General features: G+C 68.2%; 14 protein-coding genes. 10 read left to right on the top strand and 4 right to left on the bottom strand.

Annotation, left to right across the window (positions count from 1 at the left end; genetic code table 11):
- Window positions 1–79: 79 nt before the first annotated feature.
- Window positions 80–496 (top strand): ester cyclase, encoded by a 417-nt coding sequence (locus ACFWUU_RS02205; protein ID WP_137254292.1) that lies wholly within the window; start codon window positions 80–82, stop codon window positions 494–496.
- Between the two features lie 129 nt (window positions 497–625).
- Here the strand turns inward: ACFWUU_RS02205 and ACFWUU_RS02200 are convergent, their stop codons facing one another.
- On the bottom strand, window positions 626–1,606 hold the full coding sequence (locus ACFWUU_RS02200; RefSeq protein WP_380171954.1) for a carbohydrate kinase family protein: 981 nt from the start codon (window positions 1,604–1,606) through the stop codon (window positions 626–628).
- Between the two features lie 94 nt (window positions 1,607–1,700).
- Between ACFWUU_RS02200 and ACFWUU_RS02195 the strand changes: the two genes are divergently transcribed.
- From ACFWUU_RS02195 to ACFWUU_RS02175, 5 genes are read left to right on the top strand one after another with little or no spacing between them, the layout of a single operon-like run.
- Window positions 1,701–2,336: an O-methyltransferase gene (locus tag ACFWUU_RS02195; protein WP_137254294.1), complete on the top strand. Its 636-nt coding sequence runs from the start codon at window positions 1,701–1,703 to the stop codon at window positions 2,334–2,336.
- A 10-nt stretch (window positions 2,337–2,346) separates the two neighbouring features.
- Window positions 2,347–2,991, top strand: coding sequence for an ATP-binding cassette domain-containing protein (locus ACFWUU_RS02190; protein ID WP_380171952.1), 645 nt, complete (start codon window positions 2,347–2,349; stop codon window positions 2,989–2,991).
- Window positions 2,988–4,538 carry a DUF6297 family protein gene (locus tag ACFWUU_RS02185; protein WP_380171950.1) on the top strand — a complete coding sequence of 517 codons (1,551 nt, stop codon included), beginning with the start codon at window positions 2,988–2,990 and terminating at the stop codon, window positions 4,536–4,538. The genes ACFWUU_RS02190 and ACFWUU_RS02185 overlap by 4 nt, the downstream gene beginning before the upstream one ends.
- A 45-nt stretch (window positions 4,539–4,583) precedes the next feature.
- Window positions 4,584–4,925: a PadR family transcriptional regulator gene (locus ACFWUU_RS02180; protein WP_137254297.1), complete on the top strand. Its 342-nt coding sequence runs from the start codon at window positions 4,584–4,586 to the stop codon at window positions 4,923–4,925.
- Entirely contained in the window at window positions 4,922–5,482 is a 561-nt protein-coding gene (locus tag ACFWUU_RS02175; protein ID WP_380171948.1) for an HAAS signaling domain-containing protein, read from the top strand. The genes ACFWUU_RS02180 and ACFWUU_RS02175 overlap by 4 nt, the downstream gene beginning before the upstream one ends.
- An 89-nt stretch (window positions 5,483–5,571) precedes the next feature.
- Here ACFWUU_RS02175 and ACFWUU_RS02170 read toward each other — a convergent pair whose 3' ends face one another.
- Together ACFWUU_RS02170 and ACFWUU_RS02165 are read right to left on the bottom strand one after the other, a co-directional pair.
- Window positions 5,572–6,426, bottom strand: coding sequence for a peptidoglycan recognition family protein (locus ACFWUU_RS02170; RefSeq protein WP_380171946.1), 855 nt, complete (start codon window positions 6,424–6,426; stop codon window positions 5,572–5,574).
- Between the two features lie 109 nt (window positions 6,427–6,535).
- On the bottom strand, window positions 6,536–7,588 hold the full coding sequence (locus ACFWUU_RS02165) for an LLM class flavin-dependent oxidoreductase (RefSeq protein WP_380171944.1): 1,053 nt from the start codon (window positions 7,586–7,588) through the stop codon (window positions 6,536–6,538).
- Between the two features lie 83 nt (window positions 7,589–7,671).
- On the opposite strand from ACFWUU_RS02165, the gene ACFWUU_RS02160 reads away from it, so the two are divergent.
- The 4 genes from ACFWUU_RS02160 (at window position 7,672) to ACFWUU_RS02145 (ending at window position 12,619) form a co-directional block, all read left to right on the top strand.
- Complete coding sequence (locus ACFWUU_RS02160) at window positions 7,672–9,066, top strand: DUF2252 domain-containing protein (protein ID WP_380171942.1); 1,395 nt, start codon at window positions 7,672–7,674, stop codon at window positions 9,064–9,066.
- Between the two features lie 150 nt (window positions 9,067–9,216).
- On the top strand, window positions 9,217–9,603 hold the full coding sequence (locus ACFWUU_RS02155) for a DUF4234 domain-containing protein (RefSeq protein ID WP_233714687.1): 387 nt from the start codon (window positions 9,217–9,219) through the stop codon (window positions 9,601–9,603).
- A 103-nt stretch (window positions 9,604–9,706) separates the two neighbouring features.
- A complete protein-coding gene (locus ACFWUU_RS02150; RefSeq protein WP_380171940.1) occupies window positions 9,707–10,675 on the top strand; it encodes an aldo/keto reductase in 969 nt (322 codons plus the stop codon).
- 78 nt (window positions 10,676–10,753) lie between these two features.
- Entirely contained in the window at window positions 10,754–12,619 is a 1,866-nt protein-coding gene (locus ACFWUU_RS02145; RefSeq protein WP_380171938.1) for a glycoside hydrolase family 76 protein, read from the top strand.
- Here the strand turns inward: ACFWUU_RS02145 and ACFWUU_RS02140 are convergent.
- Window positions 12,616–13,629 (bottom strand): aldo/keto reductase, encoded by a 1,014-nt coding sequence (locus ACFWUU_RS02140; protein ID WP_380171936.1) that lies wholly within the window; start codon window positions 13,627–13,629, stop codon window positions 12,616–12,618. The two genes, ACFWUU_RS02145 and ACFWUU_RS02140, sit on opposite strands and share 4 nt — an antisense overlap.
- Between the last annotated feature and the right edge of the window lie 13 nt (window positions 13,630–13,642).

Genomic DNA, 13,642 nt, shown 5'->3' with positions numbered 1-13,642 from the left:
GTCGGCACACTATCACTGTGTTCAGTGCAGTGACACTGCATCGAGTGCACTGCTAGTGCAATCTCTTTGAGGGGGAATCATGGAAGGACCACGTGAGGTGCTGGAGCGGATCCTGCACGAGGGGTTCGCGACCGGGAACGACGCGATCGTCGACGAGCTCTGCGCGCCGGACCTGGTCGAGCACCAGTTCCGGCCGGGCCAGTCCGGCGGCGAGGCCCGCGAGCAGGTGAAGGCCGCGATCCGGCAGGTGCACGAACTGATGCCGGACATCAAGTACACGCTGGAGGAGTCGGTCGTCGTCGGCGATGTCGTCTGGGCCCGAGGCCGGGCACGAGGAACCGCCACCGGCGCCTTCTTCGGCCCACCCAGCAACGCCCCGATCGACATCGCCCTCTTCGAGATGGCCCGGGTCGTCAACGGCCAGATCGTCGAACACTGGGGCTGCCCGGACCGCTTCGCCCTCCTCGAGCAGACCGGCGCCCTGGCACGGCTCTGACAGCAGCGCACCGACTGCCCGGCCGACCCCGAAGCCCGAACCGACATCTACATCTCGGACGAAGGTTTCACCTGCGACGGCGGACAGTTGCTCGGGCACGACGTGCACAGGACCGCGATCACGTGCGGATCACGAAGTCTTGAGGGCCTGCTTCGCAGTAGTCGCCGCGTCGGCGCCGTACGCCGTGGTGAGGCGGTCGAGGAAAGTGCCGTGGTCGAGGGTGTACTCCTGGGTGCCGACCGTTTCCAGGACAGTGGTGGCGAGCGTGCAGCCGAGGTGGGCGGCTGACTCGTGGTCGAGGCCCGAGGCGCGGCCCGTGAGGTAGCCGGCGCGGAAAGCGTCGCCGCCGCCGGTGGGGTCGACCAGGCCGGGAGCGGGCACGGCCGGAACCTTCGCCAGTACGCCGGTAGTGTCCTCGATCACCACACCGTCGCCGCCGCGAGTCGTCACGCGGACGCCGACCCGCTCGAGGATCTCGTTGTGGCTCCAGCCGGTCTTCTGCACCATCAGGCCGGCCTCGTACTCGTTGCTGAACAGGTACGCCGCCCCGTCGATCAACCGACGGATGTCCGTACCCTCCATCCGCGCCAGCTGCTGTGACGGGTCCGCCGCGACGGCGATCCCGTGCTGCTTGGCCAGCTCGGTGTGCTTGATCATCGCGTCCGGGTCGTCGGCCCCGATCAGCACCAGGTCGACGCCACCGGTGGCCTGATGGATCGCGCCCAGGTCGAGCTCCCGCGCCTCGGCCATCGCGCCGGTGTAGAACGAGGCGATCTGGTTCGCGTCCTGGTCCGTCGTACAGGTGAACCGCGCGGTGTGTACGTTCTCGCAGACGCGGACATGCGACACGTCCACGCCGGCCTCCGTCAGCGCCGCGCCGTACTCGGCGAAGTCGGCGCCGACCGACCCGACGAGCACCGACCCGAACCCGAGCTGGGCCATGCCGTAGCAGATGTTCGCGCCGACGCCGCCGCGGTGCACCACCAGCTCGTCGACCAGGAAGGACAAGGAGACCTTGTGCATCTGCTCCTCGAGGAACTGGTCCTTGAACCGGCCCGGGAACGTCATCAGGATGTCGGTCGCGATCGAACCGGCGACGGCGATGCGCATACGGAATGCTCCCTCGGGTGGGGTCGGTGTACGGCCAACAGACAGCCAATAGAGACTACAGGCGACCGAACAAATACACGGAGGGCGGGAATTCATGGGCCATCAGGTACCGGTGACCGAGGAACTGCACGACTACATGGTCGCCCACGGCATGCCACTGGACGAGATCGCGACCGAGCTGCGCGCCGAGACCGAGAAGCTCGGCAGCCCCGCGGGGATGCTGACCACCGCCGACCAGGCCGGCCTGCTGACCACGCTGACCCGGCTGATCGGCGCCCGCCGTGCGGTCGAGATCGGCACCTTCACCGGGTTCTCCGCGCTGGCGATCTCGCGCGGACTGCCGGACGACGGCGAGCTGATCTGCCTGGACGTCAGCGACGAGTGGACCTCGATCGGCCGCAGGTACTGGGAGCGGGCCGGCGTCGCGGACAAGATCGACCTGCGGATCGGTGACGCGCACGACTCCGCGGCCAAGCTCGACGGCGAGTTCGACCTGGCGTTCGTCGACGCCGACAAGGACTGGTACATCAAGTACTTCGAGACCGTGCTGCCGCTGATCCGCCCGAACGGGCTGATGCTGTTCGACAACACGCTGGCCGGCGGCCGGGTGATCGACGCGGACGGCCCGGCCGACCGCAAGGAGTTCAACGCCCACGTCGCGCAGGACGACCGCGTCGACGTGATCATGCTCGGCATCGGCGACGGGCTGACGCTGGTCCGGAAGAAGTGAGCTGCACTAAATGAGCAAGAAGGCGGCGCCGCGGCTGACGGTCACGGACCTGCAGCACAAGTACGGCGACCGGCCGGTGATCGAAGGCCTGACCTTCACGCTGGCCGCAGGACAGGCGATCGCGCTGGTCGGGCCGAACGGCGCCGGCAAGACGACCGTCCTGAAGTGCATCGTCGGTGCGGCCGAGCCGGCCGCCGGGAAGATCCTGCTCGACGGTCTGCCGATCGACGAACGGGCCGAGATGGTACGGCGTGACGTCGCGACGCTGCTCGACGATCTCGACTTCTTCCCGGACCTGACCGCGGCCGAGCATCTCGACCTGCTCGCCCGCGCGCACGGCAACGCGTCGCCGGAAGATCTCGTCGACACCACGCTCGACGACATCGGCCTGCTACCGGCCGCCGATCAGCTCCCCGGCTCGCTGTCGTCCGGTCAGCGCCGTCGCCTCGCACTGGCGACGGCGCTGGTCCGGCCGCGCAAGCTGATGGTGCTCGACGAGCCCGAAGCGCGGCTCGATACCGACGGCGTGCAGTGGTTGTCGAACCGGCTGATCGAGGAGAAGAAGTCCGGTACCTCGATCCTGTTCGCCAGTCATGATCCGGCCCTGGTCGAGACGGTCGCCGACTCCGTCGTGACGCTGACGCCGCTCCCATGAGCTCAGCGGACGGCCCTGTTGTCTTCGATCCCAGCGACTTCGGGGCGATCCCGACGTCTCGGTCGTTGCGGCAGTGGATGCGCACAACCCGGCGACGGCACGCGGATCGATCGTTCTGGCAGATCTTCGAGGACGTGTACCTGGTCCTGTTCACGCTGGCGATGGTCGGCGCGACCGCCGGCAACGTCGTCCGGCACCTGAACTCGAACGCGGCGCAGTGCGCGTCCTGGACCTGCGGTGAGCTGACGCACTGGATGCCGTGGATCCTCGTACCGTTGCTGTTGGCAATCACTCTGCGGATGTTGCTGGCGGTCGGTCCGGTGTCCGCGTCCCGGGCCAGTGGGTTCTGGCTGCTCGCGACGCCGGTGAACCGCGCGGGACTGCTGCGACCGGCGTACCGGCTGGTGGTCGGTTCTGTGGCGGTGATCGGGTTCCTGGTGGCGGCGATCATCTGGGCGCTGCTCGGGCGACAGTTCGTCGAGGTGCTCGAGGGTGCGGTGCTGATCAGCGCGCTGTTGGTCTGCGCTGTGATCGCGACGGTCTGGGCGCAGCAGACGGCGCGACGTTCCCGGTGGACGCTCCGGATGGCGGACCTGCTGCTGGCCGCGGCCGTGGTGCCGACGCTCGTTCTGGCACTTCAGCCCGACCCGACCAAGGGCGCCCAGGTGGCGAACGTGGTGCTCACCATCGGCGACGTACAGGACAACAACCTGGGCGGCCCGAGTGGGCTGCAGCTCTTCGTGACCTTTGCAGTGGCTGTTGTGGTGTGCGTCGGGTTGATGACCGTGACCTCGCGGACGCTCGATCGGCTGGGGCGGTCGAGTGTGATCGCCGGTGGTGAACTGCTGGCCGGGCTTGCGGGTGCGGCGAGCAGTTTGGACATCAGCATGCTGGGCGACGTGATCGCCGGGCGGCACTGGCGGTTGAAGGGCCGGGTGCGGTCGCGGCGCGGTATGGGGTCGCGGGGCGGGGCGATCGTGCAGCGCGAGTTCTTCCGGATCCTGCGCTGGCCGCGGCGGCTCGTGATCGCGGGCGCCTTGCTGGTCGTGCCGTACGCCGTCGCGGGTGCGGGGTTCGACGTACTCGTTCCGATCGCGGCTGCGTTCGCTGGGTTCATCGCCGTACGGCCGATGCTCGATGGACTGCGGACGGTCTGCCGTTCGACGGGGCTGGCGCGGGCGATGGGGATGGATCTGCGCGATCTGCGCGTCGTGATGGCGGTGGTTCCGGGGCTGTTCGCGGTGCTGTGGGCGGGGCTCGCGTTCCCGGCGATCGGCAGTCTGTCGGCGACGTTCGCGGTCGCGGGCGGGGTCATCTCCGGTGCGGTGCGGCAGGCGTCGGCGCGACCTCCGACGTACGCCGGTCCGCTCGTCGCCTCGCCGATGGGTGCGATCCCGCCGGGGCTGTTCTCGCAGCCGGCCCGCGGGTTCGACCTGCTGATCCTGTGCCTGGCGCCGGTGCTGCTCAACCTGCCGCCGCTGTGGGTCGTCGCGATCCCGGCGTTCGTCCTCACCGTGATGTTCTCGGTCCGCCCGAAAACTGACTGATCCTCGACTTGGCTTATCTTGGCGTGGACAGGTACCTTGTCTCGCATGGTAGCCGAGAAGGTCTTCACGCAACTGCGCCGCGGGACGCTGGAGTTCTGCGTCCTGGCGCTGTTGCAGGGAGAGCCTCGTTACGGTTTCGAGTTGGTCAAGGCGCTGAGCGAAGTCGACGGGATGGTCACGACCGAGGGCACGATCTACCCACTGCTGGCCCGGCTGCGCCGTGAAGGCCTGGTCGAGACGAGCTGGCAGGAGTCCGGATCGGGCCCGCCGCGGCGGTATTACACCTCGACACCCGAGGGCAGCCAGGCGCTGGCCGCGTTCACCGCGGACTGGCGACGGTTCTGCACCTCGGTCGACAAGATCTTAGAGAGTGGGAGACGGGGATGAGCATGGAACTGGACAGCGATCGCCTGATCGACGCGTACCTGAACGAGCTGGCCGCGGAGGCCGCGGAGTTGCCGGCCGGACGGCGCGACGAACTGCTCGCCGACGTGCGGGCGCATATCGCCGAGGCGCGCGCGGAGGGTGCCACGTCCGAGGACGAGATCCGCGAGATGCTGCAGCGGCTCGGCCGGCCGAGCGAGATCGTCGCCGCCGCGACCGAAGGCCTGGTGCAGGTCGAGGTGCCGCCGCGGCTGCGTCCGCGGGACTTCGTCGCGCTCGGGCTGTTGCTGGTCGGTCCGTACCTGCTGTCGGCCAGCGTGATCGTGGCCGTCGTTGCCTGGGGCATCGGCCTCGGTCTGCTCTGGACGTCGAACCGCTGGACGACAACCTGGAAGCTGATCGGCACCTTGAGCTGGCCCCTCGGGTACGCCGCGGCTATTGCCCTGGACACATTCCTCCAGGCCCCGATCTGGCTCAGCCTCCTGACCGACTCAGTGATCTCCCTCGGCCTCATCCTCGCCCTGGCCCTGAACGCCCGCCCCCCACGTCGGCCCTCGTAGACCAGCCACTTGCAACTTCAGCAGGAAACAGTCGCACCACAACGCACCAGGCCCCACCGACAACTGTCGGTGGGGCCTGGTGGGTTGTGTCAGGCCTTTTCGTCGACTGTGGGGAAGGGGTCGAGGTCGGGGAGGCTTGGTTCGGGGTCGGTGGTGGGGTCGGGGGCGGGCGGCTCCTGGGTGGGGTCGCCGTCTACTTGGAGGCTTTTGGGGGCGGTGGCCCAGACGGCGGCGGCTGCGCGGGCGGCGTCGGCGGCGTCGGTCTGGCGTTCGTAGTTCTTGATGTCGAGTGCGTACGCCTTCACCACCGCGGTGAGGTCGCGGCGCAGCTGCTTGTGCACCCAGAGGGCGTACGCCTGCGAGCGTGCCTCGATGAAGTTCTTGAGTTCCTGCATCTGGGCAGGCGTCATGTCGTCGTCCTCCGAATGGCCAGGGGTGAATTCGCCGCGGGCGATCGCGGCACGGGCGGGGTCGCCGGGGCAGTCTGTCGGCTCCGGGCGGACCGCGGAGTGCGGCCGGATCGCCGTACCGCGGGGGTAGAGCCTGCGGAAGTCGGCGATCACCGCGCGGGTGGTCGCCTTCATCGCGGCGGACGGCTGCTCGCCGGTGACGAGCACCAGCAGGATCGCGCCGTACCGCTCGTTCACGTCGTTGTCGCCGTTCGCGCCGGACTGGGTCCGCAGCCCGCGCAGCGTCCAGGCCCGCCCGGACTGGTCGACCGCGACCTGGTACGCGATGTCGGACCAGCCGCGGCTGTCCATGTGGTAGTCCTGCCACCCGCGCAACGCGGACGCGACCGCCGCCTGGGTGTGGATGACCTTCGTCGAGCCGGTCCCCGGCCAGTGGATCACCGCGCCCTCGACCCGGGACACGGTCAGGTTCCCCGGTCCGCCGGCTTTCGGCGGTCGCGCATTCCACGCGGACCGGGGCAGATAGTTGACCATCGATGCTCCTCACGTGCCTCACAGCGCCACATACCCACCGCTGGCGCTCGGTAATCAACCGATCACACTGGGCACGCGGCAGTCAAGCGGTGAGCAGCATCCTTTCAGCTCACTGGCGCAGCAGGGGCAGGAGTTGGTCGCCGATCCGGATGGTTTCTTCGCGGTACGGCGTGTCGGACAGGATGAAGTGGGTGATGCCGAGGTCGCGGTACTTGTTCAGCGACTTGGCAACCTCGTCGGGGGAGCCGACCAGCCACGTCGTGCCGGCGCCGCCCCCGCCGTACTTCCCGGGAGCCGTGTAGAGGTTGTCGTCGAGGACCTCGCCGCGCTCGGCCAGGTCGAGCAGGCGCTGCTGACCGACAGCCTTGAACCAGCGGCGGTCGCGATTGCCCTGCGCCTCGGCCATCTTCGCGACCTTCGCCTCCGCGTCGGCCCACGCCTCGTCGGCCGTATCGCGAACCAGCGTCGTGATCCGCAACCCGAACTCCAGTGGCGCATGCTCGCGCCCGAGCTCCTTCTCCAGATCCCGCAGATGTGAGATCCGCTCCGCGATCCCGTCCAGCGGCTCGCCCCAGAACAGTTGTACGTCGGCGTCCGTCGCCGCCACCCGCTGCGCCGCATCCGACGCCCCACCGAAGTACAGCCGCGGATGCAACCGCCCTTCCCGTACGACGGGACGGGTCGCGACCGTCGATCCGGTCACCGAGAAGTACTCGCCCGTGAACGTCACGTCCTCCTCGGTCCACAACCGCCGTACCAACTGGAGGAACTCCTTCGTCCGGGCGTAGCGCTGGGGCTGGTCGCCCTCGCTGTCGCCGTACGCCGCGAGGTTGTCCTGGCCGGAGACGATGTTGATCAGCAACCGCCCGCCGCTGAGCTGGTCGAGCGTGCTCGCCGACGACGCGAAGTGCGCCGGGTGCCAGTACCCGGGCCGGATCGCGGCCAGCGGCTGGAACGTCGTCGTACGCGCGGCGAGGGCGGTCGCGACCGTGAACGTGTCGGGCCGGCCCCACCCCGTGCCGAGCAGGGCGCCGGACCAGCCGTGGTCCTCGGTGAGCCGGGCCAGCTCGGTCAGGCGCTCGATGCTGTTGTGTCCCTGGACGGTGTCGTCGCCGCGGTGACCGGGGGCGACCTGGTTCGGGATGTACCAGAGGAAAGTCATGGAAATCAGCTTAAGTTCACTCGATTAGTCGACTTAGGATGTCTTGCTGGTCAAGATGGCGGTGCCGGGGCGACTCTGGAGAGATGGACGAGCCACTGACGGCGAAGGAGCGTGCAGCGCAGGGGAAGGCAGTCCGGAAGGAGGTACCGCTCGAGTCCCATGCTGAGGTCCGGCTGAGTGCGACCCGGGACCCGGTCGGGCTGCTGCTCACCCAGGCCGATGGGCGGGTGCCGGAGCTGGTGCCGATCCGGCACGGCCGCATGCTCGTCTCGCCGTTCACGTTCTACCGCGGCGCCGCGCTGGTGATGGCGGCCGACCTCGCGGAGACGCCGGCGACCGGGCTGCAGGTGCAGCTGTGCGGAGATGCGCATCTGTCGAACTTCGGTGCGTACGCGTCGCCCGATCGGCGGCTCGTCTTCGACGTGAACGACTTCGACGAGACGCTGCCGGGACCGTTCGAGTGGGACGTGAAGCGGCTCGCGACGAGTTTCGTGGTGGCGGGGCAGGACAACGGGTTCGATGCGAAGAAGTGCCGCGAGGTCGTGCTGAGCGTCGTACGGACGTATCGCGAGACGATGCGCGAGTTCGCCGGCCAGCCGATTCTTGCGGTCTGGTACGCGCGGCTGGACATCGAGGATACGGTCGCGCGGTTCAAGTCCTCGTTGCCGTCGGGTCAGCGGAAGGGATTGAAGGCAGCGCGCGGCAAGCTCGCGAAGGCGTACACCCGCGACAGCATGCAGGCGATCGGCAAGCTCACCACGACCGTCGACGGCCACCGGCGGATCGTCTCGAACCCACCGCTCGTCATGCCGATGAACGAGTTGGTCAACCTCGACGGGGCGCTGGTGCTCTCTCGGCTGCAGAACCTGGTGAGTGGTTATCGACGCACGCTCCAGCAGGACCGCCGTCATCTGCTCGATCACTTCCGGCTCACCGATGTCGCGCACAAGGTCGTCGGCGTCGGGAGCGTCGGCACCCGGGCGTGGATCATGCTGCTGGAGTCGACGGTCGCCGACGAGGCGTTGCTGCTCCAGGCGAAGCAGGCGGGTCCATCGGCGTTGTCGACGTACGCCGGATCGTCGGAGCGGATGAACCAGGGGGAGCGGGTCGTCGTCGGCCAGCGGATGATGCAGGCCACCAGCGACATCTTCCTCGGGTGGATGCGCGCGGACACCGCCGATGGCGAGCAGGACTACTACGTCCGCCAGCTCCGCGACTGGAAGATGTCCGCCGACATCGAGAGCCTCAGCCCCGACGCTATGACCCTGTACGCCCGGCTGTGCGGCTGGACCCTCGCCCGCGCCCATGCCCGCTCCGGCGACCGGTTCGCCCTCGCCGCGTACCTCGGCAAGTCCGACCGCTTCGACCAGGCAGTCACCGACTTCGCCAGCACCTACGCCGCGCAGAACATCCTCGACCACGAGACCTTCGCCAAAGCCGTCGCCGACGGCCGGGTCGAAGCCCGGACCGGAGTTTGATCAGGTCCCGTTGTAACGCATCGTGACGAGAACACGATGTAGCGGCCGACAGGGTCGCGCTCTGTGACCCGATCATAGGGGGGAATACTCGTGGGACAGCAGATCGTCCTGCCGAGGCGTGCGGGAATGCCGGTCGCGCAGGGAATGCAGATGAAGCTGCGTCACCCGGTCGGGGTCTGGCTCGGGCTGCCGTTGATCACGCTCGGGATCTATCACCTGGTCTGGTACTACAAGATCCACAAGGAACTCGCGCACTTCGACCGCCGGCGCGTGGTTCCGGTGGCCGGCCCGATGCTGGTGCTGCTCTTCCTGAGCTGGACCCTGGTCGCGCCGATGATCTCGTACTTCCGGACCGGCAAGCGGATCGCGGAGGGTCAGCGGGCCGCCGGGCTGCCGGTTACCTGCAGCGCCGGGATCGGGTTGTTGCTGATGTTCGTGTTCGGTCTGGGGACGCTGTACTACCAGCTCGAGCTCAACAAGGTGGTCAACTCGTACGGCGACGCCCCAGTGGGTACGCCGATCTCGCTGTACGTCTGACTCATCGCTGCGACTTGTCGGCGTCAGTAGTAACGCCTGTTGGACTCCTGCGCGGGAGCGTGATCTGGTGGCTGGAAACGTTCCCGTCTTCTAGGAGGGTGTTATGCCGCAGGCAGCGCAGCGTTCGTTGGGTGCAGGGGGAACGGCGGTCAGTGCGCTGGGCATGGGGTGTTGGGCGATCGGGGGACCGCATGCCCGGCAGGGGAATCCGGTCGGTTGGGGTGTCATCGACGACGGTGAGTCGAAGCGGGCGCTGCAGCGCGCGTACGAGCTCGGGGTGACGTTCTTCGACACCGCCGACGTGTACGGCTGCGGCCACAGCGAGACGCTGATCGCGGACGCGCTCGGCGACGTCCGCGACGACATCGTGATCGCCTCCAAGGCCGGTTACACGTACGTCGAGGAGACCCGCGAGGCGCCGGGGGAGAACGGCGACCCGGACTACATCCGCTGGGCCTGCGACGAGTCGCTCCGGCGGCTGAACACGGACCGGATCGACCTGTACCAGTTCCACCTCGGCGGGTACGACCTGGCCAAGGCGGACGACGTACTCGCGGTCTTCGAGGAACTGGTTGCCGCGGGCAAAGTTCGCGCGATCGGCTGGAGCACCGACGACCCGGAGCGGGCGGCGCTGTTCGCGAAAAGCCCGCACTGCAAGGCGATCCAGCAGCACTTCAACGTATTCGGCGGCAACGCCGACGTACTCGCGTTGTGTGAGGAGAAGGGGCTCGCGAGTATCGTCCGCGGTCCGCTCGGGATGGGCCTGCTGACCGGGAAGTTCGACCAGGACAGCAGCCTGCCCGAGGACGACGTACGGCACGGCTGGAACTTCCGTACCGGCGACCAGGCCGAGTCGTTGCGCCGCCTCGACGCGATCCGCGACGTACTCACCTCCGACGGCCGGACGCTGGCGCAGGGTGCGCTCGGCTGGCTGTGGGCGCGTAGCGAGGCGTTCGTCCCGATCCCCGGGTTCAAGACGGTCGCGCAGGTGGAGGAGAACGCCGGCGCGCTGCAGCACGGTCCGCTGGCCCCGGCGCAACTGGATGAGATTGCCACGATCCTGGGCCATTGACATCGTTGTCTGGTGCGACGACGATACATCCTCGGAAGCTCGGTGAAACGTTTCCAAGCCGCTCGAGGAGATCCGCCCATGGTCTTGCACCGTCGTACCTTCCGTCTGCTCGTGGCCGGGGCGGTGACGCTGGCGATCGGGCTGGGGTCACCGCCGGCCGGCGCCACTCCGCCGCATGCCGACGGCCCGACCGCCACCGCGCGCGCCCGCGTCGCGGCCGACGAACTGATGAGCTCGTACGAGCCGAACAAAGCCTGGTTCCCCTCGAGTTGGTGGAACTCCGCGGTCGCGCTGCAGACCATCGGCGACTACATGCAGCGCACCGGCGACCGGCGCTACCTGCCGCAGCTGGACAACACGTTCGAGAAGGACAAGGGCAAGTTCCCGGCCGGCTACCTGTCCGGTGACGAGCTGCTCGGCAACTTCACCAGCCGTGCGATCGACGACTCCGAGTGGTGGGGTCTGACCTGGATCCAGGCGTACGACCTGACCAAGAACCGCAAGTACCTCGACATGGCGGTCAAGATCGCCGAGTACGTTGAGGGCTACTGGGACCCGAGCACGTGCGGCGGCGGTGTCTGGTGGAACGGCGAACGCACGTACAAGAACGCGGTCACCAACGGCCTCTGGATCCGCCTCACCGCCGAGCTGCACAACCGCATGCCGCACGACAAACGCTGGCTCGGCCGCGCGCAGGAGGGCTGGAACTGGTTCACCGCCAGCGGCATGATCAACTCCGCCGGCCTGGTCAACGACGGCCTGAGGGACGACTGCACGAGCAACGGAGACACGGTCTGGAGCTACAACCAGGGCCTCGCGATCGGTGCAGGCCTCGAGCTCTATCGAGCCACCCACGACAGCAAGATCCTCCCAACAGTCCGGCGATTGGCCGACGCGGCGATCGCTCCTGGCGGCCTGGTCACCGACGGCGTCCTGACGGAGTACTGCGATGCGCCGGGCCGCACGTGTGACGACAACGGCAAGCAGTTCAAGGGCATCTTCATGCGCTACTGGATGGATCTCGCCGACACCACTCGCGACCCGCGCTACACCGCCTTCGTCGCGCAGCAGGCCGCCACGGTCTGGGACAACGACCGGGACGCGTCCGACCGGCTGGGGGAGCGGTGGTCCGGCGCCGAACCGAACGTCTTCGACTGGCGTACCCAGGCCAGTGCACTCAGCGCCCTGATCGCCGCCGTACCCACCTCGCCGCCGACCCGATCGTTGTCCGCGACAACCAATCCGGCCCTGCCGGTGATCATGCCCGCGACCGGCAGCGCGACGCATGTGAAGGTCACCGTCGGTCTGCAGGCGACCGGGTCAGCGCCGCTCCAGGTGGTGGTCCGGCCGTCCGCTCCTTCCGGATGGACCGTGACCCCGGCGCGGAAGACCGTCACCCTGCGCCCGCACGGCAACGCCGTACCAGTGCAGGCCTCCGTGGACCTCGACGTGACGATCCCCGCCGGCACCGCGGACGGTCTCCACTCGGTGACCGCCACCGCGACCTCCGGATCACTGTCGTTCAGCACGCGGTCGGACATCCTGATCGCGCACACCGCCGACTTCGACACCGGTACGGCGGCCGAGACCCCGTGGCTGTTCGACGCGGACGGTTCGCAGAGCAACGGCGTACAGAACAGGTTCGCTGACGGGCACTCGTACTTCGTCTACCGCTTCCCGTTCCCGGCCGACACCACGTCCGCTTCGGCGACCCTGACGATCGACAACGAGTTCGTCGTCCAGGTCAGCGGCGACGGGCAGACCTGGACCACGGTCGCGACCGAGACCAACCCGTACCACGACGGCGAGAACAAGGCCGCCCGCACGTTCGACCTCACGCCGTACCTCGGCGCCGACAAGGCCGGCTACGTACGAGTCTCGGACTCGTTCCCCGACGACGGCTGGGGCGGCCGCGTCTACCACATGACCGCGACGTACAACTAAGCAGCGGCGCGATCGGTGATCGTCCGGCGGCGCAACGACGCGTCGAGGATGGCCGGGGTGTCGTAGTCCATGTCGAGTCGGCCGACGTCGGTGCCGGGCGGGACGATCTTGTCGAGCTGGTCGAGGATGGCGTCATCGAGGGTGACGTCCATCCCGGCCAGTGCGTCGTCGAGATGCTCCATGGTTCGCGGGCCGATGATCGCCGACGTGACGCCCGGGTGCGCGATGGCGAAGGCCATGGCGAGGTGGGTCAGCTTGAGCCCGGCCGCGTCGGCGACCGGGATCAGCTGCTCCACGACCTCGAGCCGGCGCTCGTCGGTCATGTGCTTGAAGATCGCCGTACGCCGAAGATCCGCCGGCGCCCGCCCGGTCAGCTGCCCCTGGGCGAGCGGGCTCCAGACCAGCGCACCCATGCCGTACTTCTGCACCATCGGCAGCACCTCACGCTCGATTCCACGATTGAGGATCGAGTACGGCGGTTGCTCGGTCCGGAACCGCTCCAGCCCGCGACGTTCCGCGACCCACTGTGCCTCGACGATCTCGCTCGCCGGTGTCGCTGACGAGCCGACAGCGCGAACCTTCCCGCTGCGGATCAGGTCGGTCAGCGCCGACAGGGTCTCCTCGATATCGGTGTCCGGATCGGGCCGGTGCATCTGGAACAGGTCGATGTAGTCGGTCTGCAGCCGGCGCAGCGAGTCCTCGACCGCGGTGATGATCCAGCGCCGCGAGTTGCCGCGCTGGTTGGGGTCGTCACCCATCGGCAGGTGCGACTTGGTGGCGAGTACGACGTGCTCGCGGCGGCCCTTGAGCGCCGCGCCGACGATCTCCTCGGACTCGCCGTGCGAGTAGAAGTCGGCGGTGTCGACGAAGTTGATCCCCGCGTCCAGTGCCTTGTCGATCATCCGGAGCGACTCGTCGCGGTCGTTGTTGCCGACGGCACCGAACATCATCGCGCCGAGGGCGTACGGGCTGACCTTGATACCGGTCCGGCCGAGTGTGCGGTAGTGCATGCTTGTTCCTCCT

Origin of the sequence: Kribbella sp. NPDC058693 (assembly GCF_042715335.1) — a bacterium.
Taxonomy (GTDB): Bacteria; Actinomycetota; Actinomycetes; order Propionibacteriales; family Kribbellaceae; genus Kribbella; species Kribbella jiaozuonensis.
The sequence above is the reverse complement of the archived record's forward strand: the minus strand, read 5'-3'. Positions and strand labels throughout refer to the sequence as shown.